The organism is Mesorhizobium sp. M1295 (assembly GCF_040318135.1).
Lineage (GTDB): Bacteria > Pseudomonadota > Alphaproteobacteria > Rhizobiales > Rhizobiaceae > Mesorhizobium.
Window position 1 is genome coordinate 34,298 of sequence record NZ_JAMYLU010000023.1, and the last position, 24,871, is coordinate 59,168.

19 protein-coding genes, 1 tRNA gene and 2 pseudogenes are annotated in these 24,871 nt (G+C 60.5%); 9 read left to right on the forward strand and 13 right to left on the reverse strand.

The features are described from left to right. Positions 1 to 304 precede the first annotated feature (304 nt). Genes NKH29_RS25995 through NKH29_RS26005 form a run of 3 tightly spaced genes read left to right on the forward strand, consistent with a single transcriptional unit; the run spans position 305 to position 2,776 of the window. Positions 305 to 1,180: an ROK family protein gene (locus NKH29_RS25995; RefSeq protein ID WP_353000869.1), complete on the forward strand. Its 876-nt coding sequence runs from the start codon at positions 305 to 307 to the stop codon at positions 1,178 to 1,180. Continuing rightward, entirely contained in the window at positions 1,177 to 1,947 is a 771-nt protein-coding gene (locus NKH29_RS26000; RefSeq protein ID WP_353000871.1) for a GntR family transcriptional regulator, read from the forward strand. Before NKH29_RS25995 ends, NKH29_RS26000 begins: the two co-directional genes overlap by 4 nt. A gap of 37 nt (positions 1,948 to 1,984) precedes the next feature. Continuing rightward, the gene (locus NKH29_RS26005; protein WP_023722251.1) at positions 1,985 to 2,776 is read left to right on the forward strand and encodes a sugar isomerase domain-containing protein; all 792 of its coding nucleotides are present in this window, start codon (positions 1,985 to 1,987) and stop codon (positions 2,774 to 2,776) included. 24 nt (positions 2,777 to 2,800) lie between these two features. On the opposite strand, the pseudogene NKH29_RS26010 reads toward NKH29_RS26005, so the two are convergent. The 3 genes and pseudogenes from NKH29_RS26010 to NKH29_RS26020 all read right to left on the reverse strand — a co-directional run. After that, positions 2,801 to 3,466: pseudogene (locus NKH29_RS26010) on the reverse strand (IS5 family transposase); the annotation flags it as partial. Between the two features lie 148 nt (positions 3,467 to 3,614). Beyond that, a complete protein-coding gene (locus NKH29_RS26015; protein WP_353000873.1) occupies positions 3,615 to 4,043 on the reverse strand; it encodes a type II toxin-antitoxin system VapC family toxin in 429 nt (142 codons plus the stop codon). Then, entirely contained in the window at positions 4,043 to 4,288 is a 246-nt protein-coding gene (locus NKH29_RS26020; protein WP_353000875.1) for a type II toxin-antitoxin system VapB family antitoxin, read from the reverse strand. The genes NKH29_RS26015 and NKH29_RS26020 overlap by 1 nt, the downstream gene beginning before the upstream one ends. Before the next feature lie 406 nt (positions 4,289 to 4,694). On the opposite strand from NKH29_RS26020, the gene NKH29_RS26025 reads away from it, so the two are divergent. Beyond that, on the forward strand, positions 4,695 to 4,937 hold the full coding sequence (locus NKH29_RS26025) for a hypothetical protein (RefSeq protein ID WP_352578507.1): 243 nt from the start codon (positions 4,695 to 4,697) through the stop codon (positions 4,935 to 4,937). Positions 4,938 to 5,037: 100 nt separating this feature from the next. Here NKH29_RS26025 and NKH29_RS26030 read toward each other — a convergent pair whose 3' ends face one another. From NKH29_RS26030 to NKH29_RS26050, 5 genes are all read right to left on the reverse strand, one after another. Continuing rightward, positions 5,038 to 7,083 (reverse strand): CHASE2 domain-containing protein, encoded by a 2,046-nt coding sequence (locus NKH29_RS26030; protein WP_352938298.1) that lies wholly within the window; start codon positions 7,081 to 7,083, stop codon positions 5,038 to 5,040. Positions 7,084 to 7,098: 15 nt separating this feature from the next. Next, complete coding sequence (locus tag NKH29_RS26035) at positions 7,099 to 7,911, reverse strand: FecR family protein (RefSeq protein ID WP_352938295.1); 813 nt, start codon at positions 7,909 to 7,911, stop codon at positions 7,099 to 7,101. 11 nt (positions 7,912 to 7,922) lie between these two features. Then, on the reverse strand, positions 7,923 to 9,194 hold the full coding sequence (locus NKH29_RS26040; RefSeq protein ID WP_353000877.1) for a tetratricopeptide repeat protein: 1,272 nt from the start codon (positions 9,192 to 9,194) through the stop codon (positions 7,923 to 7,925). A gap of 311 nt (positions 9,195 to 9,505) precedes the next feature. After that, on the reverse strand, positions 9,506 to 11,659 hold the full coding sequence (locus tag NKH29_RS26045; RefSeq protein WP_353000879.1) for a SulP family inorganic anion transporter: 2,154 nt from the start codon (positions 11,657 to 11,659) through the stop codon (positions 9,506 to 9,508). 139 nt (positions 11,660 to 11,798) lie between these two features. Further along, the gene (locus NKH29_RS26050; RefSeq protein WP_353000881.1) at positions 11,799 to 12,986 is read right to left on the reverse strand and encodes a magnesium transporter; all 1,188 of its coding nucleotides are present in this window, start codon (positions 12,984 to 12,986) and stop codon (positions 11,799 to 11,801) included. Positions 12,987 to 13,672: 686 nt separating this feature from the next. Here NKH29_RS26050 and NKH29_RS26055 point away from each other — a divergent pair. Beyond that, a pseudogene (locus NKH29_RS26055) lies at positions 13,673 to 14,477 on the forward strand (TIM barrel protein); the annotation flags it as partial. Between the two features lie 355 nt (positions 14,478 to 14,832). On the opposite strand, the gene NKH29_RS26060 reads toward NKH29_RS26055, so the two are convergent. Continuing rightward, entirely contained in the window at positions 14,833 to 14,997 is a 165-nt protein-coding gene (locus NKH29_RS26060; RefSeq protein ID WP_352593088.1) for a hypothetical protein, read from the reverse strand. Positions 14,998 to 15,143: 146 nt separating this feature from the next. Between NKH29_RS26060 and NKH29_RS26065 the strand changes: the two genes are divergently transcribed. Both NKH29_RS26065 and NKH29_RS26070 read left to right on the forward strand, forming a co-directional pair. Further along, complete coding sequence (locus NKH29_RS26065; protein ID WP_352813356.1) at positions 15,144 to 15,851, forward strand: hypothetical protein; 708 nt, start codon at positions 15,144 to 15,146, stop codon at positions 15,849 to 15,851. Beyond that, positions 15,841 to 15,918 carry a hypothetical protein gene (locus NKH29_RS26070; RefSeq protein ID WP_353000914.1) on the forward strand — a complete coding sequence of 26 codons (78 nt, stop codon included), beginning with the start codon at positions 15,841 to 15,843 and terminating at the stop codon, positions 15,916 to 15,918. Before NKH29_RS26065 ends, NKH29_RS26070 begins: the two co-directional genes overlap by 11 nt. A gap of 446 nt (positions 15,919 to 16,364) precedes the next feature. Here the strand turns inward: NKH29_RS26070 and NKH29_RS26075 are convergent, their stop codons facing one another. Further along, positions 16,365 to 18,296 carry a calcium-binding protein gene (locus tag NKH29_RS26075; protein ID WP_353000883.1) on the reverse strand — a complete coding sequence of 644 codons (1,932 nt, stop codon included), beginning with the start codon at positions 18,294 to 18,296 and terminating at the stop codon, positions 16,365 to 16,367. Between the two features lie 863 nt (positions 18,297 to 19,159). Here NKH29_RS26075 and NKH29_RS26080 point away from each other — a divergent pair. Beyond that, on the forward strand, positions 19,160 to 20,146 hold the full coding sequence (locus NKH29_RS26080) for an NAD-dependent epimerase/dehydratase family protein (protein ID WP_353000885.1): 987 nt from the start codon (positions 19,160 to 19,162) through the stop codon (positions 20,144 to 20,146). A 74-nt stretch (positions 20,147 to 20,220) separates the two neighbouring features. On the opposite strand, the gene NKH29_RS26085 is transcribed toward NKH29_RS26080, so the two are convergent. From NKH29_RS26085 to NKH29_RS32725, 3 genes are all read right to left on the reverse strand, one after another. After that, the gene (locus NKH29_RS26085; RefSeq protein WP_352813352.1) at positions 20,221 to 20,679 is read right to left on the reverse strand and encodes a hypothetical protein; all 459 of its coding nucleotides are present in this window, start codon (positions 20,677 to 20,679) and stop codon (positions 20,221 to 20,223) included. Between the two features lie 740 nt (positions 20,680 to 21,419). Further along, positions 21,420 to 21,494, reverse strand: a tRNA-Gln gene (locus tag NKH29_RS26090). A gap of 250 nt (positions 21,495 to 21,744) precedes the next feature. After that, on the reverse strand, positions 21,745 to 21,996 hold the full coding sequence (locus NKH29_RS32725) for a hypothetical protein (protein WP_502911300.1): 252 nt from the start codon (positions 21,994 to 21,996) through the stop codon (positions 21,745 to 21,747). A 139-nt stretch (positions 21,997 to 22,135) separates the two neighbouring features. Between NKH29_RS32725 and ppdK the strand changes: the two genes are divergently transcribed. Beyond that, positions 22,136 to 24,811 carry a pyruvate, phosphate dikinase gene (ppdK, locus tag NKH29_RS26100; RefSeq protein ID WP_353000887.1) on the forward strand — a complete coding sequence of 892 codons (2,676 nt, stop codon included), beginning with the start codon at positions 22,136 to 22,138 and terminating at the stop codon, positions 24,809 to 24,811. Positions 24,812 to 24,871 lie beyond the last annotated feature (60 nt).

The window sequence follows — 24,871 nt, forward strand, 5'->3', positions numbered from 1 at the left end:
GAAACTAGTTCGTTAGGTAAGATTATTCGAGCCGTTTCTCCCTGCCGAAGATGCCCAAAACGTGCCGCAAGGCTCTTGCAGTCGAAGTCATGTCGTTATAATGACACTTAGCCGCCGCAAAGGAAGCCGATGTCGAATGAGAGACGATCATGATTCATCGACGCGCTGCGCTCTGCCTGATCGGCGGCATTGCCGCGGCGTGCACCGGGGTCTGTACCGCACTACCGACCAGAGCCGACAACACCGTGGCCTTGTGGAACTGGCGCTCCGGGGACCGGGCGGTCGCCAGTCGGAGCCGCTCTCGATGACACGCGTTCTGGCCATCGATCTTGGCGGCACCAATTTGCGCGCCGCTGTCCACACCGGTGATGTTCGCTGGCTGGAGATGCTGAGCCGCGAGCCTGCGCCGGCAAGCCTTGATGCCTTTGTCGCCCGTATCGGTGCGTTGCTCGCCGAGGCAGGCCTGGTCGAGGCACTCGGCGTGGCGGTGCCCGGACTTGTCGAGGGCTCGGTCTGCCGCTGGGTTCCGAACCTGCCTTATCTCGATGGCATCGACATCGCGGCCTTGTTTCCTCGCCTGCGTGTCGCCATAGGCAATGACGCGCAGGTCGCCATGCTCGCCGAAGCAGTCGAAGGTTCCGCAAAGGGCCTCTCCGATGCCATCCTGCTGGCGATCGGAACTGGTATCGGCTCCGCCGTTCTGGCCAATAACCACATCGTCGCCGGCGCAGGTGGCGGCGCCTGCTCATTCGGCTGGGCCTGCGCCGACATCGAGGATGAAGGCGAGGACCGCAGCGGCTGGCTAGAGCGCTTCGCCTCTGGGCGAGCGTTCGATGCCGCGGCGCGTCAGATCGGGTTGGCCAATGGCGGCAGGTTGGTCGAGGCCGCCCGGGCTGGCAAAACGGCCGCACTTGACGCGTTGGAGCTGCCGGCGCGCCGGCTGGGCACTGCCCTTGCGGGTGCGGTCGCGCTGCTCGATCCTCAGGCAGTCCTGATTTCCGGCGGCCTTGCCGATGCGCTGGACGTGATAGGGCCGCCGCTGCTTACGGCATTGCGGCGTCAGCTGCCGCCGCATCTGCGCGATGTCGTTCTGCGGTCCGGCGAATTCGGCTCCCGCGCCGGTCTCGTCGGCGCCTCGCTGGCCGGTCTCGCCGGAGCACAGTGGAGGCAGATAAGATGAGCGAGCCGAGCTTTCAGCAACCCGACCGCCGAAGGCCCGAGCCGCTCTGGTATCAGGTGGAAGAGGCCATCCGCGCCATCGTCAAGAGCGGCGAGTGGGCGACCGGCGACCAGATTCCGGCCGAAGACAGATTATGCGCCTTGTTCGGGGTGAGCCGCATCACGCTGCGACACGCCTTGCGCAATCTTGAGGAGCACGGGCTGCTCAGGCGCGAACATGGCCGTGGCACCTTCGTGCGCTCAACTACGCTGGTCGCCGGCACCCGCGAACTCACCAGCTTCACGCAGGAAATGGGCAATATGGGCGTGGTCGCCGGCTCGCGCTTGCTCGACTGCAGCCTGACCACCGCCAATGCCGCCGCGGCCGGAGCGCTGGAGATCGAGGAGGGCGACCCGGTGGTGCGCATCCGGCGGCTCAGGCTCGGGAACAACGAGCCGATCGGCATCCAGACGGCGCAGCTCTCGGCCGCGCGCGTGCCGGGCTTTCTCGATGCCGGCCTGTTGCAGGGCTCGCTCTACGAAGCACTGGAACGCCACTATGGCATCGTGCCGGTCGCAGCGCGCGAAAACTACCGTGTCGGCGCGGTCGGGGCGGCGGATGCCGAGTTGCTCGATCTGCCCACGGGGAGTCCCGCTTTCGTGGTCGAGCGCATCACCACCGACGAGCGCGGCCCGTTCGAATTCACCGTCTCGGTGATGCGTGGCGACCGCTACGAAATCCGCTCGACGCTGCGTGCCGGCCGCGCCCCGCCAAACGCACGAAGCTGAGCCATTACCGAAGCCGACACATAACAGGAGTACCCACGTGTCCGATCTTTACATACCCCGCCTTGCCGCCCTCATCGAACAGGCCTCGAAAGCCAATGCCGAAGCCTTTGGCGAAGCGGCCAGCCGCTTTGCCGACACGCTCGAGAGCGGCGGGTTGGTTCATCTTTACGGCTCGGGCCACTCGGTGTTGCCGGTCCAGGAAGTGTTTCCGCGCTACGGCAGCTATGTCGGCTTCAATCCGCTGACCGACCCGCGTGTCATGTGGCATAACGTGCTCGGCGCCGGCGGCGTGCGCGAACTTCTGTGGCTGGAGCGGACCGAGAAATACGCCGAGAAATTCCTCGACCACCAGCCGCTGAACAAAGGCGATTCGATCATCATCTTTGGCCACAGCGGCCGCAATTCGTCCGGCATCGACACCGCGCTCTACGCGAAAAAACGTGGCATCTTCGTCGTTGCGATAACTAGCAAGAACAATCTCGACAAGCCGGCGACGCACTCTTCCGGCAAACGGCTTGCCGATGCCGCCGACCTTGTCATCGACACCTGCTCGCCGATCGAGGATGCCATCGTGCCGGTCGAGGGCTGGAGCCGGCCGGTCTCCGGTTCGTCGACCGTGCTTGCCATGATCCTGGCGCATGAGCTGATCGCGCGCACCGCCGAGGCGCTTTCGAAACGCGGCATCGAACTGCCGGTTTTTGCCTCGCCGACAATTGCCGGCGTCACACTGCACGACACCGACGTCATCTATGGCGTCTATCGCGAGAAAATGCTCGAGGCGCAGAAGAAGCACCTGCCGACGTTCCAGGCGACCATGCGCGGCGAATGACAACCGGGCAGGGCACGCAAAACGCTAGGACGTAGACTCATCACCGCGTAGCCAGATGCGAGTTGACACGAGTTTCAGGGCAGCAAGGTAGTTTTCTGCCAGCTTGTCATATCGAGTTGCGATGCGAGGGAACTGCTTGGCCTTGTTGAAGAACGTTCGACGAGGTTGCGGGCCTTGTAGAGAAAGGGGCTGAAGCACATCGGGTCCTTGCGGTTGGCCTTGGGCGGGATGTTGGCCCATGCCTTTTGCGCGGTGACGGCATTGCGCAAGGCGTGGCATCATAGGCCCTTGTCGGCGAGCAGCATGGCACCCTCGGGCAAATCCTTGATCAAGTCCGCTGCGTAGGCGATGTCACTCATTTGACCTGCCGTGAGCGTCAGCTTGATCGGCCTGCCTTCGGCGTCGACAAGAGCATGGATTTTGGTCGTCAGCGCGCATCGGGAACGACCGAGACAATAATCTCGATCCCCCTTTTTGCTGTCGCGCCTTGCTGATGGACGCGAACAATGGAGGTATCGATCATCTGCACCGTTGCATCATGGGCTTTGGTGATGCCATGCATGAGGCGGTCCCACACACCTGCTTTCCGCCATCGAACGAAGCGATTGTAGCAGGTGGTGCGTGGGCCGTATCGCCCCCTGGAAGATCGCGGCATGGCGCACCCGATCGCAGCACCCAGAAGATGCCGTCTGCCCGCTGTGCCTGGACGGTGATCGTGCCGAAGACTGCAGCGAACGTTCCTCGTAATATTGCGTTTAACCATGAAAGACGACGATTCGCCCAAAGCATGCAAAAGGGCCCATCGGCTCTCGCGCCGCGATGCAAGGCCAGGAAAGCCTTACGCCAGATCAGTTTGTGAAAAGTCATTGCCCTTGTAAAGCAGGGCAAGCCGGTGAGCCTTCGCGCAAGCGTAGCCAAAACAATCGCCGAAATTGAGATCGGCTTTGTGCCCGACTGCTTTGCCGTATTTCATGCTGGCTTCGATCGCCCGGTCGCCGATGTCGCCGGACATCATGATTTCCTTGCCGGCGATCTCGATCAAAAAGGCGTCGACGGTCTCACGGGCTTGCGCCAGCATGTCGGCCGTGGGCTTGGCGTTCTTTTTGATGGCTTCGGCCGATGCTCGCGCGAGACCCTGGACTGCCTCGAACCGGACGAGCGGGGAGATATACAGCGGCTTGGTCGCGGCCGCGAGCCGCTTTTCCAGTTCTTCCGCGCCAGGTTCCTCGTTCAGGATGGCAACGATCACCGAGGCATCGATGAACATCAGTCGTCGCTCCACATTTGGTCGGTGAATTTCTTCATATCGAAATCAGGGTTGGCCGGCCCGATCCGCCGTGCCATTTCCTTGACTTTGACAAGTCTCTCGCGCAGCGGGACGCTGCCGCGGTTGCGCTCGATCTCATGGCGCAAGGCGGTTCTGACGGCCTCGGTCTTGCTGCGCGCGTTGGTAATCTGCTGCAGCTCGACGGCCATGGCATCGACGTCGGGATCGCGAATGAAGAGCGGCATTTGTATATCCTCTGAGTGATATATGTATATCATATCGCAGATATACTGGCCAGCGAATTCGCGAGCGGCGGTTTTGATAAGGAGGGGAGGGAGGAATGCAGCTCGCGAAAATCCGTCGGAAGGTTCGGTTCTGGTGCTCAGTCCTTGGAATTGCTCGGCGTCTGAAACACGTCGCTGCGGCCATGTCACTGTCAACGCCCACATGCCCAAGGCGCATCGGCGCTACGTACGCCGACGCCTGCGCATCCCAACATCCGCGGCGACCGATTGATGTCGATAGACCGCCCACGCGCCCGACGAGGCCAGCGCCAGCTGCATCGATTGCGTCAGGTTCATAACGGCCATAATCCCGGCCCAGCGAACTCTCTCGTTAGGGCAGCTCGGGGAGTGCTACGGCTGGATGCTCTTGGGAACATCCCGAGCGCATGATCCGGCGGCGAGGATAAACAATCTGAACCACGCGCTGCCTCCACATGATGGCGCCGGCGAACTCAACGAAGCCGTGCTGCCATTCGTGGTGAACTGGATAACACGGCCTATCTTCTCGCTCGAAAATTCGGCGGCCTCGACAATCATTGCCGGGGTTACCTCGACGGATCCCTTCGCCGTCTATCCGCGTCTCATCGGCTGTCGCGCTGATCCGGATTGACAGCCACCCGCAATTAAAGGGCCGTTTGATGACACCTAGGCCTCCCCAGCAGTATTAATTCACAAAGCAGGTCGGCACCCCTGCCATCCGCTGGATCCGGTCAGCGTGTGCTTCGGGTTCGGGGTGCAAGATCAGGCGGTGCCATTTGCACGGATGGCGGCGAACCAACCACCACGGCAGGGGCGCCAGATTGCTCACCACGTTGGCTCTCTACTTCGCGGCTCATACCTTGGTGAGCAGCTTGCATCTCCGGAACGGTGAAAACCGGCACCTCGCCCTTGAAACCCTGGAGCTCAAAGGCGCCTGCCTGGACGACCGGCATCGATGCTCCTGCCGCAAAGCCGGGACCAAGCACCAGGGGGATGCCCAGCTTCTTGGTCGTCGACTCGAGCCGTGCCGTGCGGTTCACCGGGGAGCCGATCGCGGTGTAATCGAAGCGCCGTTCGGAGCCGAAATTGCCTACCGAGCAGATGCCGGTCTCGATGGCGACGCCGATTGCGATGGAGGGGTGGCCGTCCGCGGTGAAGGCGGCGTCTTCACGCTTCACCCGTTCGATCAGGGCAAGCCCCGCGTCGAGCGCGCGCTCGCGATGGTCCGGCTGATCAAGCGGCGCGTTCCAGAAGGCGAGCACCGCATCGCCCATGAACTTGTCGATGGTGCCGTCGCGCTTGAGGATCTCATCGGTCGCAATGCCGAGGAAGTGATTGACCACCTTGGCGATTTCCTGGGTATCGAGTTGTTCGCTCATCGTCGTGAAGCCGCGTATGTCGCTGAGCAGGATCGTGATCTCGCGCTTCTCGCCGGACAGGATCGCTTCGGTGTCCGAGCTTGCGAGGCGCTGCACCACGGAAGGCGACAGATACTGGGAGAACTGCCGTGCCAGGGTGGACCGGCGCTGCTCGCTGCGCCTGTAGAGAACATAGCCTTCGAAGCCGGCTACCAGGATCGTCGCAAGCGCCGGCTGCAGCGGGTCATAGAGTGCACCCTGCAGGCTGTATTCGAGAGCGCCGAACACGAACGGCGTGACGGCCAGCAGCACGAGAGCCAGGGCACCAAGCACGACACGCCAGGCGAGCACTCCGGAAAGTCCGATGAAAACGACGGCACTGAGGACAAACCAGAGCCGCTCGAGCATACGCGCGTGCGTTGGCTCTGCCAGGTAGCGCCCGGCAAGCATCTGGCCGATTGCATCGGCGTGGATGTCCGCGCCTGGTCGCGCTGGACGCGTCGGGGTGGGCAGGTACTGCGTCAGTCCCACGGCCGACAAATCGACAATGGCGATGGCGTCCCGCAGCCGCGGATCGCCATGGCCCGAAAGGATAGTGCCGGCAGATAGGCGCGGCGTGTCGGTGGCGGTTTCCCATAGCCGGATGCTCCCCTCGGGCTCGAGCGGCACAATGGCGCCAGCCATCCTGAGTGCATTAAACCCCGCGGCATTCAGGCGGGCTATGTAGCCGTCCTGTCCGGCATAAAGGCGCAGGAGTTCGAGCGCGAAGGACGGCCACAGCTGCACGCCTTGAGCGGTGTTGCGAAGCCACAGCAGCGGCACATGGCGCAGTACGCCGTCGGGGTCGGGCAAGGTGCGAATTACGCCGAGGCCCGCGGCGGCGTTCGAGAATTCGGCAAGCGAGCCGGTCAGGCCGGTGAAGCCGGGAAGTGTGTCGGGTACTTGCCCGACGATCGACCAGCCGGCTTTGGGCTCTGCTTCTGAAACCGTCGCCTCGTTGCCCAGGCTGACGGCAAGCGCCGTTCGATTTTTCGCCAGCGCCGCTGCCAGGCGCTTGTCTCCGCCGATGCCCTCAGGCGAGGTGTCGGCCTCGGGGAGTACCAGCGCAAGCCCGACCACCGCCGCGCCGGATGCGGTGATGCCATCGACCAGATCGGCCAAGAGGCCACGGTTCCAGGGCCATCGCCCATGTGCCTTGAGGCTGGCGTCGTCTATCGAGACGATCACGACAGGATTGCTCGTCGCCTGGCGTGGGGCGAGAAACTGGTAGAAGTCGTACGTCCGCTCACGCAGGCGCGACAACGGCCCGTCAAAAGCCAAATGGCAAGCGAGCAGCAGGAGCACGACCACAAGGCCGGATATTTTGCGCCTGCCAGCTTGCCGCCAATCAGCCCAGCGCCAACCGGCCAAAAGGCTCATGTCGTGCGGCCGGGCCTAATTGCAGTAGTAGTCGCAGCCCTCGCCATCGCCATCGCCCTCATCCTTCACCCCGCCACCGGCAGGTGGCGTTGGGCTGTCGGGGAACTCCATGACCACTCCTGGCAATGCGCCGTCGGTGGAGTCGCAGACCTTGAGCGAGCCGCCGAGTGCCGACGCACAAATCGCGCTTACGTCCAATCCCGGACCCGGTGCGCCTGGCAGGCCGGTGCCGGCTATCCGGTCGATGCTGTCCAATATCGGGAAGGTGTCGATTCCGCCGTAGCCGGTCAGCAGCTTGCCATTTTCCGACGTGCAGGCGAAGCCCGGGTTTGTGATGACCAGCCGTTTGCCATTCATCGTGCAGGTCATGCGGCCGGCGCGCAGTATGCCGACGGTCTGGCCGGCTGCCACCAGCACTTCGATGATGCCGCCTCTGGCCCCGAGCACCATGTGCGGCGTCGCAACCTGCATGACGCCGCCTTTCGAAACCTGGCCGCCATAGAAACGGGCCAGGCCGCTGTTCATCCCGATGTCGATCTTTCCCGATCCGGAGCCCGGATTGTAGACGAATTCATCGATCGTCAGGCTGGTGTTCGGACCAATCTTGGCGCTCGATTCGTCCCGGAACACCAGCATTCCAAGACCAGTGGGATTGCTGCGCAGCTGGTCGCCGAGTTCGACGCCCGCGCCGACGTTCATAGTCCCGCCGTTGTTGCGGACGATGTTGGTCTGGTAGGCCGTCATCGACCCGACCGTCTCAGCGGCGGATGGTGCCGCGAAGGCAAGGCAGGCGACAAAAATGGCGATCTGACGGTACGGGGTCCTCATCGCGGCCTCTTTCAATTGAGCGTCAACGTGTAGCTCATGAGCATTTCGAACGATTTTCGGTCGCGGCTGGCGATGTCGAAGTTGGTTTCGCGATAGGCGAGATCGACGCTGATCTTCTGCGACTCCGTCAGCTGAAAATCGCTTTCCGAGGCAATGCGCCAGAAGTCGCTCTTGATACTTGTGCCGATGCCGACGGACAGATCGGGAGCGTCGCTATGTCCGGCCGAGAAGGCGACCTGGTGCGACCATGCGAAAAGATCCGGTACATTCATCAACAGGCCGCCATAGCGGACCTCGCCCGTGTAGCTGCGGCCGATTTCAGATCCGGAAGCGAAGTCATTCGAGCCGACAAAGCGCAGTCCGAGCGCCTGGCCATTGCGGAAGCGGTAGCTGCCGCCTGCCTCATAGAAAACCCTGCTATCGGCGAAAATGCCTTGCGAGGCGCTTAGATCGATGTAGCCGCCACCGGCGAAGAGCGTCGTCTCGACCGTCGGGCGCACAAGAAAGCGCCCACTGACGCCGATGCCGGTTTCCTGGATATCGCTGTCGAAGCGATCCGTAACTGTGAAGGCGGAAAGCAGCAGGCGCAGCGAATCGATCCCACTGTTGGGCAGCCCCTTGTCCCAGGTGATCGCGGCGTTGCCGTGGATGAAGGTCTCCTTGCCACCCGGAACCGACAGGTCTGGCGTGAAAAAGCGCTGTGTCGCCGTCAATGACCCCGAAAGAACGAGAGCGTCGGCACTTGGCGTACCGAGGTCCCATCGGACAAAGCCTTCCGCCCGCCCATAGGGCGAGACGAAGCTGTCGTCGTCCTGCGCCCCGCCGGGCTCAAAATCGGTAAATGCGCTGAACACGCCGCCGGTCAGGGCGAGTTCCCAGGTGACGCCACGCAACGCGCGCTCGATGCGGGCGAGCAGGCGAACAGCTTCCTGCTGCTCACTTGCGGTCAGGCCGCCGACTTCCATGCCGTACTGCACCTGCCGCCGAGCCAATTCATAGGAGCCGACATGATAGTACAACCGGCTGGCCGCCAGCCGGGCGCGCGCATCGCGGGGATATTTGATCAGATACTGCTCGATCGAGGAGATCGCCTGATCGTATTGTCCCGCGTTGACGGCAACTGTGACGAATTGGGCGAGCGTTCCATTGTCGGCCGGACTGGCTATGCGGGCCGAAAACGCATCGTCATAGGCCGGAAAGAGACCCTGCGCGCCGGCCGGCAATACGCCGGTACAAAGCAGCGCCGCGGCGAAGCCGAAGATAGCTGGAAACGAAGATTGCATGCCGAGAACCACCCCAAACCCGACTAGTGCGAACGATTTAGCACGACTACAAGAAAAAGGCGACTGACCTGTGACGAAATCGTCCGAGTTTTCAGCAGCTGTTGCAGCCGCGCAACAAACAATCGGGTTAATTCACATTTCGGCTGCGCCGGTTGCCAGAACATCTTCGCAGCGTTGCTGTATTGGCCGAAGTATTAGATAGCGGTATAAACTAACAAAACTCATCTCCGGATAGCGAATCTAGCGTTCTTCAAGATCAATATAGTTCGCGTGATTCTGCGCGCATTTGGTCGCTGCCTGACCCATCGATGTCACATATGGCTCATCCGAAGGTCTTCCGTCGCATTGCGGAGGCGATCGGAGAGCTGGCGGGCAATGCTTCTCAACACGGCTTGCGCGATATGCGGCCTGGCCTTTGATATCTTGTTGGCGGCCGACGAGGTCAGCTCATAGGCAACAACGTCCTCGTCCGCGATGACGTCGGTCGAGCGCGGTCGCTCAGTCAGGAAGCCCATTTCCCCCACAGTACATCCAGCCCCGATGCTCGCCAGCCGCCGCCGTCCGCCAGGCGCATCAACCCAGACGCTGATACAGCCGCGCGTCGGCATCCACAGTCGGTCGGCCTGATCGCCAGCGCGGCACAGCACGGCGCCTTTGGGGAACTCGACGCGGTCGAGATAGCTCATCAGCATCTTCAGATCTTCCGGCGCCATGGTCATGCCGAAATCGGTGCGCTCGAGCGGCACCTCTATCACCGAGCGGGCAGCACTGTCGGTCCGCTCGACGATTTCCTCCTCGAAGCGCTCCAGCGCTGCCTCGAGATCGGGGTAGATGTTGGGCCCATCGCTTTGTGACGTAAACTCCTCCAGGGCCTCGGCATCCCTGAGATCACTGAAGAACAATCGCTGACCGCGCCGGGCACAGCGAGCGGAGATCTGCTGCAAGGTCAACGCGCCGGAGGCGTCGACGTCGCTGACGGCGCGGAAATCGAGAATGATCACCCGCACCACGCTGGGCAGCCGGTCAATTTCCTCCGCGAGCTCATCGGCATTGCCAAAGAACAGCACGCCCTGCAGCTCGAGGACTGCCAGCTCGCGCTCGTGAATCGCCAGCAACTCGGTCTGAGCAGTGGAGCGAATGCGCCTGGAGCGCGTCTTGCCGACGATCTCCTTGCGCCGCACCACCGGTCGGCTCATTTCGATCATGAAGACAATGCAGGCCAGCGCCACGCCGACCACGGCGCCGATAACGGGTTGGCCAAGGACTGTGGCGAGCGCCACAGCGGCGACCACGGCCATATTGCGCCGTGCCTGGCTGCGGCCCGCCGCGCTGTCGCCGAGAAGTGCCTGCCGCGCCGTCCGCAGTGCCCAACGGTCGATGGTATTGATGCCGACGAAGACCAGAATGGCGGACAGCACAACCAGCGGCATCGAGAAGATCAGATTCGGGAACGCAAGGATGGCCGCAAGCAGCACCGCCCGGCTCGCAAACGTCGAGGTGCGCATGCGCCCGCCGGCACGGTAGTTGGCGGCGGTCAGCGCGGCCGACGTGGATACGAACAGCCCGCCCATCATGGGAGAGACAAGATTGGCCATGCCCAGCCCGACAAGGGCGCGGTCCTGGCCGACCTGAATGTCGGCCAGATTGCGCGCAGTGCGCAGGGTAAAGACGGTGTCGAGCGTTCCCACGATCGCCAAGGTCAACGAGCCCGCAATCAGGGTCCACCAGATATGTTTCAGCCCCAGCCGGAGCGTTGAGGCAGCCTCGATCATGCTTACCGGTGCCCAGCCCTCTATATCGATCGATCCGATAACGGGCCCGAGCTCAATGTCGGGCGCCCACAGACGGGCAGCATGGTAGATTACATAGCCGATGATCAGGCCGGCAAGCAGCGCCGGAATTTTGGGCGCATGCCGCGTGATCATCGCCATGGCCGCGATCAGCGCAAGACCGAATGGAAGTCTTGTGATCGTCGCCAGGCTGAAGTCCGCCGCCATGATGCCGCTCCAGGAGGAGACTGCGAGAAGCATCGGCGTCTGGCTCTTGATGACCAGGATTCCGACGCCCGAGACGAACCCGGCGACAACCGGATGGGGGGCAAGCTTGACGATCCGGGCGAGTCCGGTCGCGCCGATAAGCATCATCCATAGGCCGGTCAGCATCACGCAACCGACGAAGGCAAGCAGCGCTTGTGTCGTGTTGCCGTCGAGAGCGACCAACAGGGATCCCAGCAGGCTCGCCTGGATCAGCGAGTTGCTGGGCATGGTCGTCACGAAGCACGACCGTTGAAATGCGGACGCGACAATGCCGCCGACAATGGCAGCGATGACGCCGGCAAGCGCGCCTTCCGCCACCCGATCTGCGCCGAGCGGTGATAGGGCAAGGACGCCGGAGGAGACGCACATCGGCAATGCTACGCCCGCGGTCGTCACGCCCGCGGTGAGTTCCTGGGCCAGAAAGCCCATGCCCGCGCTTAAATTACGCGCAAAATCCGTCTGTATCGCAACCTGCTCAGTCACGGTGGTTCAAAGCTCCAAAAATCCAACGGTGATGATCCCGTCGACCGCGTCCTGTGCAGGACGCGCATCGGCGGACACGCCAAAACTACAACACGAGCATGGTGGCGAGCCCAAGCATCAGGCCCATGCCTACGATATCGGTGACGGTGGTGAGAAAGATCGCCGAAGCGACCGCCGGATCGGCGCCGACCCGGCGCAGGCCCAGCGGGATCAGCACGCCGGAGATTCCGGACATCAGGCACGATCCAGACATTGCGAGCAGGATCACAAGTGCCAGCATGGGCGCCTGGGCTGCCGACTCCGGCTGCCGCGAGGCGTAGAACCACATGGCCGCAGCCGCCACAAGACCGACGAGCACGCCGTTGGCGATCCCGAGCGCGCCCTCCCTCATCACCAGGTGCAGCTTCGGTCGTTTGTCCACATCGCCCAGGGCAAGGCCACGCAGCGTCATAGCCAGTGCCTGGCAGCCGGTGTTTCCGCTCTGCCCGGCCAAGACCGGGAGGAACGCTGCCAAGGCGACGATCTTTTCGATCGTGCCTGTGAACGAACTGACCACGAAAGCGGCCATGAAGGCCGTCAGCAGGTTCAGCTGCAGCCACGGATGACGCTTCAAGAAGGCTGAAATCAGCGGCGTAAAAGAACGCTCCTCCTTCTGGACACCCACCATCTGGCCAGACTGGGCGGAAATCTCGATGATTTGCTGCTCGAACAGCCGCCAGCCGCGAACCTGCCCGAGCAGCCGGTTCTCCGCGTCTACCACGGGATAGATAGGGTAGTGACGGCGTACCGCCGCCTTGCATGCGTCGCTCAAAGACATACTGACGGGAAGGGCGAACGGTTTCGGCAGCATGATCTGATCCACCGTGGCGTCCGCTTCGCTCAGCATCAGATCGCGCAGGACCACGAGGCCAACCAGTTTGTCGCCCTGGTCGGTGACGTAGAGATAAGTGAGCTCGGTCGGCACCTGGGTGCGTCTGACGGCCTCCACTGCGGCGGCTACCGTCGTGCCGACAGGAACGCTGGCGGGAATCGGGTCCATCAGCTCGACGAGCGACTCGGGGATCGCTGGGTCCTTGCCATCGCCATGAGGCTTGATAGGCCGCATATGCGGCGGCAAATGCTCCACCACCTTCCGGGCGTGCCGGTCCGGCAACAACTTTAGTGTGTCCCGAATGAACTCGGGAGACTCTCGGGCCAGCAATACCGCCGCGTCATCAGGTGCTCGAGCACGCAGCGTGCGCACCAGCTTCTCAACGTCGTTCTCTTCCTTCATCTGTTCCCCCAATTGCGAGTGTCTTGCCTCTGACGGTATGACACGAATCTGATCGCTCCGCCCTGGCGCAGTGGCCTAAGCGCCTCGATCCGAGAATCTTCGCCTTCTCCAGGCGCCGAGTAGACCGTACCCGGACAAATCTGAGCCATTGCGGGTGCATACAGGCGGGCTGTAACCTCTGCGTGTCGCCGAGAATTCAACGTGTTGCGAACTTCACCGGTCTTTTCGTGGGCTCTGCGAGCACGCCGCACCAATGAAACTTAAAACCCGGAAACTCTGCAGAGGCTGGGCCTCTGACGTTCGAATGATTTGCCTCATGCGGCGCATCTTGCCAGTTCCACCAGCTCTGAGGCTGATGAATTCGCCAGGATGACAGGATGATTTGCTTGAAACCGTAATAGTTTAGCCTGAGAAAGGGATTCTCTGTATGAAGTCTGTTCGGAACGAGAGGTGCTCTTGAGAGCTTGCAGGTCCGGGGCAGGCAGCCTGCTTCGTGAGACTCGACGTCGCTTCGGTCGGATCCGCGTTAATGTAGGCCTACTGATCACAGCGGTAGACCGCTCGATCGCACCTGGGGGCGAACGAAGACTCGTTTCGAGAGTGGCATCGGTTCAGCAATTGCCATCTCACCTAGCAGTGATACGGACCGGCTGGGACTCCTGGCCGCCCGTCATCGGGGGATGCATATGAGCAACATTATCGCCACAGGTTTTAACTCAATCTCCCCCAATGGCGGGTTGGAGAGCATTGAAGCGGACCTTCGCAGCTTTGCTTATATGGGCGTCGAGGCCGTCGAACTGGGCCTGACGACCCTCGATCTCATAGCGGGTGGCCGCGTCATCCCTGAGAGAGCCGAGAGGCTTGTCGCACTGACCACCAATTCGATTTCCGCTATACGGTTCACGGCGTCGTCTCATCGAACCTCATGGACCCGGCGGTCTGTCGTTACCAGATTGATGCAGCCAAGGCCTTGGTCGAACTCTGCGATCGGATCGATGCGCGCGTGCTTGTCCAGCATAGCGGGCATCTTCGCGCCGACCAGATTCTCGATGGTCCCGGTTTCGAGGAACGCGAACGCGAAGCGTTGCTCGAGCTCGCTGAGTTCAGCAAGCTCTATGGTGTGCGCATCGCCTTTGAGAACCTCTTCGCCATGGACCCAAGTCAGCGCCGGCAGACCCCGGCCGAGGTGGCGCAGACGGTAAAGGCGGTCGGCCATTCGAACCTGGTGGCGCTTATCGATTTCAGTCACGCTTATATCGAATCCGCCCGTGGTGGCCTGAACTTCCGCGCTCAATTGCGGGCCACGGCGCCGGTCGCGGGGCACCTGCATGTCCATGATTCCTTAGGGCGCCCGAAGGGCCTCCATCGAATTTACCTGCCGCAGGAGGATGCAGCGCTAGTCTAGGTCTAGGCGACCTGCACTTACCCCTCGGTTGGGGCGATATCGAATGGGATGACATCTTCAGCGAACTGATATTCTTGCCCGGGACCTGAGCGGGGAGCGGCGGAGTAAAGGTCGAGAATCCGCCGCTATGGTTTAGCCAATGTCGGCCAGAGCTGCTGAATTCGCTGGCAGCGAGCCGTTCCGCATTGGCAAGATCGATTGTAACGATACTTGTCGATCTTGTTTCGATGAGATTGTGAGAAGAGTGCGCCTGCCGGTCTACGATACGATGGGCAGCATTAGGTTTGATCTATCGTTGGCGGTCGAGCGCGGGGGCAGGGGCCGGAAACGTGCCAATCACCCACCGTTGGCCAGCCGGGCCGTCGACTGATTTTTGCTCCATGTAATCGTATGCGTGCTCGCCAACTCGATACCTTGGCGGCGTCCGCCAGCTCGCTCTGACTATTCCCTTTCCTTCGCACTTATCTTGATTCCCCGCCGTTCTGCGTACTCGATTAATGCGAGTTCTATCACCGAGGTGATAGAACGCCGCTCCGCTTCTGCAAGTTGTTGTGCCAACGCCAACACCGGCGGATCAAGGCGGGTGGTGAACGGCTTTTTTGTCATTTTCGCTCTGGGGCTTGATATTCAGTTTCAAAAGGCGCATAAATATGCACGTGCATTGCACTTGCATCGCAAGTGCGGCGGCTGGCCAGAGTGCGCCAACACCCCAGTCAGCCTGACCACAGCCCAACCTGACTGGAGCTCGGATCATGGCTGATTCCGACAATATCATGACTCTGCCTTACGTCACCCGCAGGCGAGTGCTTGCGGGAACGATCGTAGCCACCTCCGCGTGGACGCTCGAAGGCAACGCGTCCGTAAGCGGCGCCGAAAGCTCGAATGCGCGCTCTGATCCTGCGCTGGCGCTTTGGCGGGAATGGGAGAGAGTCCGCAAACAGACCGAACGGCATTGCCGCGAGCAGCAGCGCCTTGAGACAAGGCTTGTCGAGAGCGTCGGCTTTCCTTGTGCGACCGTGCGCCTAGCCGAGGGTGAGCAGGTGACGGTCCATTCGATCGAGATGCTCAATGAACTGCTCGGCAAAGCGCCGGATATGGCGGCTCTCCGCGATAGGGCCGAAGCTGATTTCGCGGCGCATCAGGCACGCTGGGATGCGGCCGCGGAGGAAATCGGCTATACCGCCGCCTTCAGCGCTGAGCGCCAGGCAGGCGAGAAAATGCAAGATCTGCTGCAAGCGTTCTCAGCGACTCCCGCCACCACTATCGCCGGTGTGGCAGGCAAGCTCGATGCCGTATTACGCGAGGGCGAGGCATGGGAGGAATGCTCCGAATTTCCTTGGGCGCAAATCCGTTCAGCGCTCAGCGACCTGATGCGCATCGCCGAAGGCTTTGGTGCTGACCGGATGCGGCGCCGAAGGATCCGTCACCACCAAGCTGAAACTCTCCGCCATTCCCGATGACCGTCCGGTCAAGATCACGGTCGAACTGCCCCGGAGCCGTACATCGCGATCTGGTCGCCCATGCTGAATTGCTCGGTCTGCGAGACCGGACAGGTAGTTGCCGATCCGGCAAAGCTGATAGGGCCGATGCTGATCCGGTTCATGACAAGACGGGGCGTTTATCAGAACCCGGCGAAGCCTGAAGCCGGGATAAGTGTTCCAGGTTTATGCCGGTCGGACGGCCGTCAGAAGGAATACCGATCACGCGGGAACTCGATGAAGATCGGCAGGGCAGGATTGCCGTTGTCCGGGCAGATGCCAACCGCGCTCCTGAAAGTGCCGTCTGCCGTAAGCTGCGGATCTGGGGCAAGCCAATCCAGATCTGCAACTTTGCCCGTTGGCGGTGATCGATATCGGCGCGCCGGGCCGCGCGCAGAGAGCTGCCTTCCTCGGCGACCTCAAGGAAAATCCGGTGCTTTAACAAAGACAGAGCGGCGGACCGGCTCGATGAGAAGGTCCGCCGTTCTGGGTCGTTCAGATCACAAGAAACGAACCTGCTGCAAGCGACAGACCTGGAGCAAGCGTGGCGAACTGTATTTGAGCTGCGCCTCCGATCCCGTCGCTGTCGAAAGAGAGCGCTCCGGTTGAGCTGTTGTAGATGATATGGTCGGAGCTATCATGCGCGGTCGTACCAGCAAAGAAAGCATCGGATGAAAGGCCACCCAACTTAAGCCCTGCAAAAACGGCGTCATCGAGGTGGATCTTGTCCTGGAGCTTGTTGAAGTCGGTGACCTTGTCGATATTGCCGGCTCCAAGAGCGCTATTGAACACGAATGCATCATTGCCTCCGTTACCGGTCAAGATGTCGGCACCCCGTCCGCCATTGATGACATTGGCGCCGGCATTACCCACGATCGTCTGAGCGAATTCGTTGCCGGTGAGATTGATTACAGTTGTGCCGGACGGGTTGCTGGTGGCGAGAATCTCGACCTGCGAGCCGGCCGAAAGCGTGTGGCTCACCGAGGCGAGCACTTTGTCGGCGCCCGCATTCATCGCTTCGTGCACCCTGTCGCCGGCGTTGTCGACAAAGTAGGTGTCGTTGCCGCGATAGCCGACCATGATATCGGCGCCTCCGCCACCATCAATGACGTTGGCGCCCGAATTGCCCCTGACTGTCTGGGCGAACGCATTACCAGTGAGGTTGATTGCCGTCGTGGCAGAAGGATTGTTGGTTGCGAGAAGCTCCACCGATGAGGCAGCCGAAAGGGCATAACTCACCGTACTGAGCAGCCTGTCGGCGCCTCCGCCCGCCACTTCATTTATCCTGTCTCCGGCATTGTCAACATAATAGATGTCGTTGCCGCCATAGCCGGTCATGGTGTCGGCGCCGCCGAGGCCGTTGATGACATTGGCACCGGCATTGCCCTGGATGGTCTGGGTGAACTCGTTGCCTGTGAGGTTGATTGCCGTCGTGCCGGACGGGCTGTTGGTGGCGAGAAGTTCGATCTCGGAGCCAGCCGCAAGCGCATGACTTACTGACGCGAGTGCTTTGTCGGTACCGCCGCCCGCCGCCTCGATCTCCTTATCGCGGACATCATCGACATAATAGGTGTCATTGCCGCCGTAGCCGATCATTGTGTGGCCGCCGGCCCCATGAAACACATCGTCGCCGCTGGTGCCATACAAGGTGTCGCTTGTGTCGACGGGAGGCGGAGTGGTCCCCGTCGTTGCAAGGTTGTGTTCCCGGAAAACGGCCTGCAGTTCCGAAGAGCTCTCCAACGCTGTGTCGCCTCGCTGCGAACCCCAGGCGTATGCGTAGTCGAAGGCGGGTGACGGAACCAGCTTGGCCCAGTGCTCCATCATGATTTCCATCTGGGCGGCGGTGGGCACCACATATTTGCCACCCATGTCGGTGTTATACTCGCCACCTCCAAACGCCTGGTAGCCCGGAACGATCTGGCTCGTCGGGATGCCCGATGCCTGAGCGGCGGCGACGAATTTGTCGATCATGTTGTAGTCGACCGGGCCATCCGTGCGGACGGGATAGACATCTATGCCGTAGTAATCGATACCCGTATTGGCGGGATTGTACGTGCCCCTAAAATCCGGATTCGCCGACGTCCCCAAGCTCATCATTGTGATGTAGGTCTTGGCGCCTGGAAAATGCTCATGGATCCAGTCGGATTCTGCCTTCAGATTTGCGGCGGAGGCGTAAGTACCCCATTGGCCGGTGGGATCCGGCTCGTCAACCAGGAAGAACCCAAATACGTTCGGATTGCCTAGGAAAGGTGTAACCTTGTCGATAAAGGATTGTGTTACGCCGTTGGCCTCGTCAAGGTACACCAAGCCTTTCATGCCTTCCGGCAGTTCATTGACCTGCTCAACATATTGCACGCTAGCCAGATTGAATCCGGCCTTTGCAATGTCCGTGCCGGATCCACCCGACGTATAATGGAGAGTCGCCATCCATAATCCCTCATTTTGATTCGATAGCGCCCCGCGGATGTCTGCCTACTAGAAGGTGTATATTAGCGCCAAATCACATACCTGCACGCCTTGATAGAATGATTGATCGGCGGCTGGATTGTCACATTGCTGAAAAAACGTACTTCGAATAGATGGCGGGCGAGGATAAATGGATAGTTGACTGTGGATGAGTTCGTAGCTGTGATGCAGAACGTTATTTGTGGTGTTAGAGTAATTGCGTCATGATTAATTTGAGATGGGTTATTTATGAAATAATTTGTAGAAAAGTTTTGAATTTTTTAGCAACCCTTATTGATGGCTGGCGACTATGATAAAGGAACATAAGGTAGCTGTACTGTGCTCCGGCAGGATCTCCCATACAAATATAATATCTTGGCTTGTGAAAGTCTCAATATACAACAGGCGGGACGCCAAATCATAGTCAGAAAACGGCTTTCTTCCACAACGGGCATTTGACTGCGGCCGGTACAGCCGATGTTAAGCTAAGATGCAAGCCGGATCATGTTCTCCGTCGGTGACACTAATTTATTGTGGAAAAATACTGGGCCGGTGCTAGCCCGCGAAGAGATCAGCCGCAACTGAGATTGCGAAGCGGGATGGTCAAGTTGCTGTTAGTGCGTGAAGGGCGTGCCCTAACCCGGTGACCAATTTTTCATCGTGCGGCAATTCCGATTCGACGCCGGGCAACATTGGCTGAGTGAACTTAAGTGCGATTCAGAATTTTCAAAGAGTGATTGGGGTACCGATTGAACCCCCCGACGAGCAATGGTACTCAGCTCGCTCCGCATGGGCAGACTAAAAATATCCTGAGTTCATCTACCACGCCGTTGAGAGGATTTCGCTTGCCAATCTTGGTCACAGGTGCAGCTGGTTTTATTGGAAGCTATGTTTGTCTCAACCTTCTGGAACGTGGTGACAGCGTAGTGGGTGTCGACAATTTGAATGATTACTATGATCCGAGATTGAAGAGAGCTCGGCTGGCGCGCCTGCTCGGACGGCGACGTTTTTCCTTTCTAGAGATTGATATAGCTGATCCGATGGGGCTCGCGAGAGCCCTAAACGGGCAGAACATAAATAAAGTCGTTCATCTCGCGGCACAGGCTGGGGTGCGTTATTCGTTAGAAAACCCACGAGCCTACATCCGGTCCAACATCGCCGGTCATCTTGAGGTCCTAGAATTTTGTCGTGGCTGCCCCGGCTTTGAGCATTTGGTCTATGCCTCATCGAGCTCCGTTTATGGAGGCAACCAAAAAGTGCCTTTCAGCGAGAACGACCGGGTGGACCATCCGGTGTCACTGTACGCGGCCACGAAAAAGTCGGATGAATTGATGAGCTACACGTATGCCCATTTGTTTGGCCTGCCTCAGACCGGTCTGCGATTCTTCACGGTCTATGGTCCCTTCGGCCGGCCGGATATGGCCTATTGGATGTTCACCAAGGCCATGCTTGAAGGCAAGGCGATCCGCGTGTTCAACAATGGCGAGATGTGGCGCGATTTTACATACATAGACGATGTAGTGGAAGCCGTTGTTGCGGTGCTCGATAAGCCGCCGGTAACGTACGTTCCGCCCAGCAAGCTCTACAATGTGGGGAACAACCAGCCAGCTCGACTGGACGACTTCGTTGATGTTTTGGAGAAGCTGTTAGGCGTAAAGGCAAACCGCCAATCCGTGGCGATGCAGCCCGGCGATGTGGTGCAGACCTTCGCCGACATGACATTGATGGAACACGACTTCGGTTTCAAACCGCGAACGTCACTGGAAGTCGGCTTGGGCAGGTTTGTAGACTGGTATAAATCGGAATGGATAGCCAATACACGCGCAACGTGACGATGAGGTCGAAAACGTTTAAGCGGATAGGACGCGACGCGCCAGATTAGGGCCAGCGCTCCCATACCACGAGGCTACGGACACGGCTTATAATGTCCACCGGATTGGTCTGGCTGGCCGCACAAAATTCCTTGGCTTATGAGTTGTTCGGCGAGATCGGCTCCGTCTTTAGTGAAACATTGGGCCACGATAAAGTTGTTCAGCCTTGACGCGACAAGACCGTCACAGGGCGTGCCAAGCCCTACTGGTTTGCATGTGACCATCTGAGGCGGGAACCGATCGCTTGCCGCTTCGGATACAAGGGCAGTCATTTGGGCAGGTTTCGTGAAAGTTGCTCCGCACAAGATCACGTGGTTTGCCGCGACAGTAATATCTCTAATGTCTTTTATCACCAGCGTGCCGCTAAAAGCTTTAGGCCCGTCGGCCATGACCGGCGGAGAACGCTTTTGATCGTTCACTTGCAGCAGGGTGAGGATGCCGCACATAAACAGCGCCAAAAACATAGCTAAAGTAGCAGACAAGCGCCAAGACATACCCGTTCTGATCCCGTTGATAACTTAAGAGGGTTTAATTACCTATCGCGCCAAGCAGAAGTAACAAGGATCCTCGGCAAGTCTCCCTGAGCTGCCCGGAAATTCGCGTGAATACTCGGTTGTCAGCGCGCCATCCCCAACAAGCTTGGGATTGCCTACTCCCAGGGGACTGAGCCACACACAGATGTCAAGTGGCCCGCCCAACGAACGAACTGGCACAGCTGACCGCCACCAGACCGCATCCAATGCCAACGCAATCGGCGGCCAAGTCAAGTCCGTCCAAATCCCGCCTTATGAAGGCCGATCCTTGAACGAGCTCTATCGCAGCGCCAACCAAGGCGAGGAAAAGTATCAAGTTCGGTTTGCGTTCGGGCCGAGACTGCCAACGAATGTCAGAACGGCGCGGGCCGAACCTGTAGATAAACCCAGCTCGGAGGTGTCGCGCCGCGTCCACCACGATGTCGGGGCGAGCCACTACCGCTCGTGAAGCCCACATTCGGCACCGCAACCACGACCAGTCAAGGACCTCAGAACCGCGATTGGGCAGAGAACGGTCTCCTACGCGCCCTTACTTCACCATCTCTCAATCGCACACTCATGTGAGCGCGTCTCTCCAGAATTAACGCCATTGCCCTTCTTCAGAGATGTGACAGTTCATCCCAGATATCCCTTCCTCGACAAGGACCACGCTCTGCTACCCATGTCTTCGGGTCTGACACAGAATGGACCCCGTTTGCGTTTGGCTGGGGCGCCAGGATTCGAACCTGGGAATGTCGGTACCAAAAACCGATGCCTTACCACTTGGCGACGCCCCAACAGCCGGAGCGTGCCCGCTGTGCGCGCGGCCTTATAGGACGACCCGAGGGAAAGCTCAATGCCGACACATCGACTATGGGCGACCGATTCACCGGCTTTGCAATCGTCAGCTTGAACGGGCCTATTCACCCCACACGGCCACTTCATTGCCCGCTGAGTCGAGGAAATGGAACGGCCTGGCGCCGGCAAGTGAAAAGATCGGCCTGACGAATGGTGCCGCCGGCATTCTCAACGGCGCTCAATGTTTCCTCAGCCTTTCAGAATAGCACACGTGAGCGGCTTCGCCGGCAGATACTGGCCGTCCGCCTGAAGACCGCCGTCCAGCCCTTCGGTATAGGCTGAATAAGTCGATCCGGAATTGGTGAGCAGCGACGAGAAGGCCGCGCTGCAGAAGGCCTCCACACCGTCTAATGTTCCGCCCGTCATCGGCATTTCCAGATAGTCGAGCTCTCCGGTCGTTCTCATCGTTCTCATTATGTTCCGCGCGGCAAAGCGTTCCAAAAAGCAAGTCTTTCCGCCGCCGCTTCTCCTTAATCGATTGTAGAGGCCGGCTGGCTCGGTCGATGCCTTGCCTTTCGCACTGCAGCATCATATCGCTCGATTTGCCAATATTTCCAATCTCCTGCACCGGAGAACAAGCATGACCAAATGGGTCTACACCTTTGGCGACGGCGCCGCGGAAGGCCGTGCCGGCGACCGCAATCTGCTCGGCGGCAAGGGCGCCAACCTTGCCGAAATGTGCAGCCTGGGCCTGCCGGTGCCGCCGGGCTTCACCATCACCACCGAAGTCTGCAACGCCTATTACGCCAACGACCACACCTATCCGGCCTCGCTGGAGGCGGATGTTGCGGTCGCCCTCGATCACATCGGCCGACTGACCGGGCGCCGTTTCGGCGATCCGTCGAAACTGCTTTTGGTTTCGGTGCGCTCCGGTGCCCGCGCTTCCATGCCCGGCATGATGGACACCGTGCTCAATCTCGGCCTCAACGACGAAACGGTCGAAGCCCTGGCCGCCGATTCAGGCGATCCGCGCTTTGCCTATGACAGCTACCGCCGTTTCATCCAGATGTATTCCGATGTCGTCATGGGTCTCGACCATGAGGTGTTCGAGGAAATCCTCGAGGACCAGAAGGGCGGCCTCGGCCGCGATCTCGACACCGAGCTGACAGCCATCGAATGGCAAGGCGTAATCGCGCTCTACAAGGCCAAGGTCGAGGAGGAACTCGGCAAGCCCTTTCCACAGAATCCGAACGAGCAGCTCTGGGGCGCCATCGGCGCGGTGTTTTCCAGCTGGATGAACAACCGCGCGATCACCTACCGGCGCCTGCACGACATTCCCGAAAGCTGGGGCACGGCGGTCAACGTACAGGCCATGGTCTTCGGCAATATGGGCAACACCTCGGCCACCGGCGTTGCCTTCACCCGCAATCCGTCGACCGGTGAAAAGCAGCTCTATGGCGAGTTCCTGGTCAATGCGCAGGGCGAGGATGTCGTTGCCGGCATCCGCACGCCGCAGAACATCACCGAGGCGGCGCGCATTGCCGCCGGCTCCGACAAGCCGTCGCTGCAGAAACTGATGCCGGATGCCTTCCAAGCTTTCGTCAGTATCTCCGACCGCCTGGAAAAACATTACCGCGACATGCAGGATCTCGAATTCACCATCGAGCGCGGCAAATTGTGGATGCTGCAGACCAGGTCCGGCAAGCGCACCGCCAAGGCGGCGCTGAAGATTGCCGTCGACATGGCCAGGGATGGACTGATTTCGAAGGAAGAGGCCGTCGCCCGCATCGATCCGGCCTCGCTCGACCAGTTGCTGCATCCGACAATCGATCCAAAAGCGGCGCGCGACATTATCGGCGTCGGCCTGCCGGCCTCGCCGGGCGCTGCGACTGGCGAGATCGTGTTTTCATCGAACGACGCTGAGGAGGCCAAGACGCAAGGTCGCAAGGCGATCCTGGTGCGCATCGAGACCAGCCCCGAAGACATCCATGGCATGCACGCGGCCGAAGGCATCCTGACGACGCGCGGCGGCATGACCAGCCACGCCGCCGTGGTGGCGCGGGGCATGGGCAAGCCTTGCGTTTCGGGCGCCGGCTCGCTGCGCGTCGACTACAAGGCCGGCACGCTGATGGCGATGGGCGCAACCTTCCGCAAGGGCGATATCATCACGATCGACGGCGGCAACGGCCAGGTACTGAAGGGCGTCGTACCGATGCTGCAGCCTGAACTCTCGGGCGATTTCGCCGCCATCATGGAATGGGCCGACGGCGCGCGCCGCATGAAGGTGCGCACCAACGCCGAGACGCCGCTCGATGCCCGCATGGCGCGGTCCTTCGGCGCCGAAGGCATCGGGCTTTGCCGCACCGAGCACATGTTCTTCGACGGCGACCGCATCATTGCCATGCGCGAGATGATCCTGGCCGATACGGAAAAGGACCGGCGAACGGCGCTGGCCAAGCTGTTGCCGATGCAGCGCTCGGATTTCCTCGAACTGTTCGAGATCATGGCTGGCCTGCCGGTAACGATCCGCCTGCTCGATCCGCCGCTGCACGAATTCCTGCCCAAAACGGAGGAGGAGGTGGCCGAGGTCGCCGCCGCCATGAACGTATCGCCGGACAAGCTCCGGCGGCGCACCGAAGCGCTGCACGAGTTCAATCCGATGCTCGGCCATCGCGGCTGCCGGCTTGCCGTCTCCTATCCCGAAATCGCCGAGATGCAGGCGCGCGCCATTTTCGAGGCGGCCGTCGAGGCCGGCAGGAAGGCCGGCGCGCTGGTGGTGCCGGAGATCATGGTACCGTTGGTCGGGCTGGTGAAGGAGCTCGACTTCGTCAAGGCGCGCATCGATGCCGTCGCCAAAAGCGTCATGCAGGAGACCGGCGTCAAGATCGATTACCTCACCGGCACGATGATCGAGCTGCCGCGCGCCGCGATCCGCGCTCACGTCATCGCCGAGGCGGCCGAATTCTTCTCCTTCGGCACCAACGATTTGACTCAGACCACCTTCGGTATCTCGCGCGACGATGCGGCTTCGTTCCTCGAGACCTACCGGCAAAAAGGCATCATCGAGCAGGATCCATTCGTATCGCTCGACATAGAGGGCGTCGGCGAACTGGTGCGGATGGCGGCCGAGAAGGGCAGGGCGACGCGGCCCGACATCAAGCTCGGCATTTGCGGCGAACATGGCGGCGACCCGGCCTCGATCCATTTCTGCGAGAAGGTCGGCCTCGACTACGTCTCGTGCTCGCCCTACCGCGTGCCGATCGCCAGGCTGGCCGCCGCGCAAGCGGCGGTGCAAGCTGCGAAAGCCGGAGCGTGAATAGATCCCGACCGAAGATTCCTCCGCGCAGCAAGGAAGGTTGATGTTTTCGACCCGCCG

Coding starts and splice junctions, on each gene's coding strand:
- NKH29_RS25995 (WP_353000869.1), top strand. CDS start 305: ATGACACGCGTTCTGGCCATCGATCTTGGCGGCACCAATTTGCGCGCC.
- NKH29_RS26000 (WP_353000871.1), top strand. CDS start 1,177: ATGAGCGAGCCGAGCTTTCAGCAACCCGACCGCCGAAGGCCCGAGCCG.
- NKH29_RS26015 (WP_353000873.1), bottom strand. CDS start 4,043: ATGTTCATCGATGCCTCGGTGATCGTTGCCATCCTGAACGAGGAACCT.
- NKH29_RS26020 (WP_353000875.1), bottom strand. CDS start 4,288: ATGCCGCTCTTCATTCGCGATCCCGACGTCGATGCCATGGCCGTCGAG.
- NKH29_RS26030 (WP_352938298.1), bottom strand. CDS start 7,083: ATGAGCCTTTTGGCCGGTTGGCGCTGGGCTGATTGGCGGCAAGCTGGC.
- NKH29_RS26035 (WP_352938295.1), bottom strand. CDS start 7,911: ATGAGGACCCCGTACCGTCAGATCGCCATTTTTGTCGCCTGCCTTGCC.
- NKH29_RS26040 (WP_353000877.1), bottom strand. CDS start 9,194: ATGCAATCTTCGTTTCCAGCTATCTTCGGCTTCGCCGCGGCGCTGCTT.
- NKH29_RS26045 (WP_353000879.1), bottom strand. CDS start 11,659: ATGGGCTTTCTGGCCCAGGAACTCACCGCGGGCGTGACGACCGCGGGC.
- NKH29_RS26050 (WP_353000881.1), bottom strand. CDS start 12,986: ATGAAGGAAGAGAACGACGTTGAGAAGCTGGTGCGCACGCTGCGTGCT.
- NKH29_RS26060 (WP_352593088.1), bottom strand. CDS start 14,997: ATGACAAAAAAGCCGTTCACCACCCGCCTTGATCCGCCGGTGTTGGCG.
- NKH29_RS26065 (WP_352813356.1), top strand. CDS start 15,144: ATGGCTGATTCCGACAATATCATGACTCTGCCTTACGTCACCCGCAGG.
- NKH29_RS26075 (WP_353000883.1), bottom strand. CDS start 18,296: ATGGCGACTCTCCATTATACGTCGGGTGGATCCGGCACGGACATTGCA.
- NKH29_RS26085 (WP_352813352.1), bottom strand. CDS start 20,679: ATGTCTTGGCGCTTGTCTGCTACTTTAGCTATGTTTTTGGCGCTGTTT.
- ppdK (WP_353000887.1), top strand. CDS start 22,136: ATGACCAAATGGGTCTACACCTTTGGCGACGGCGCCGCGGAAGGCCGT.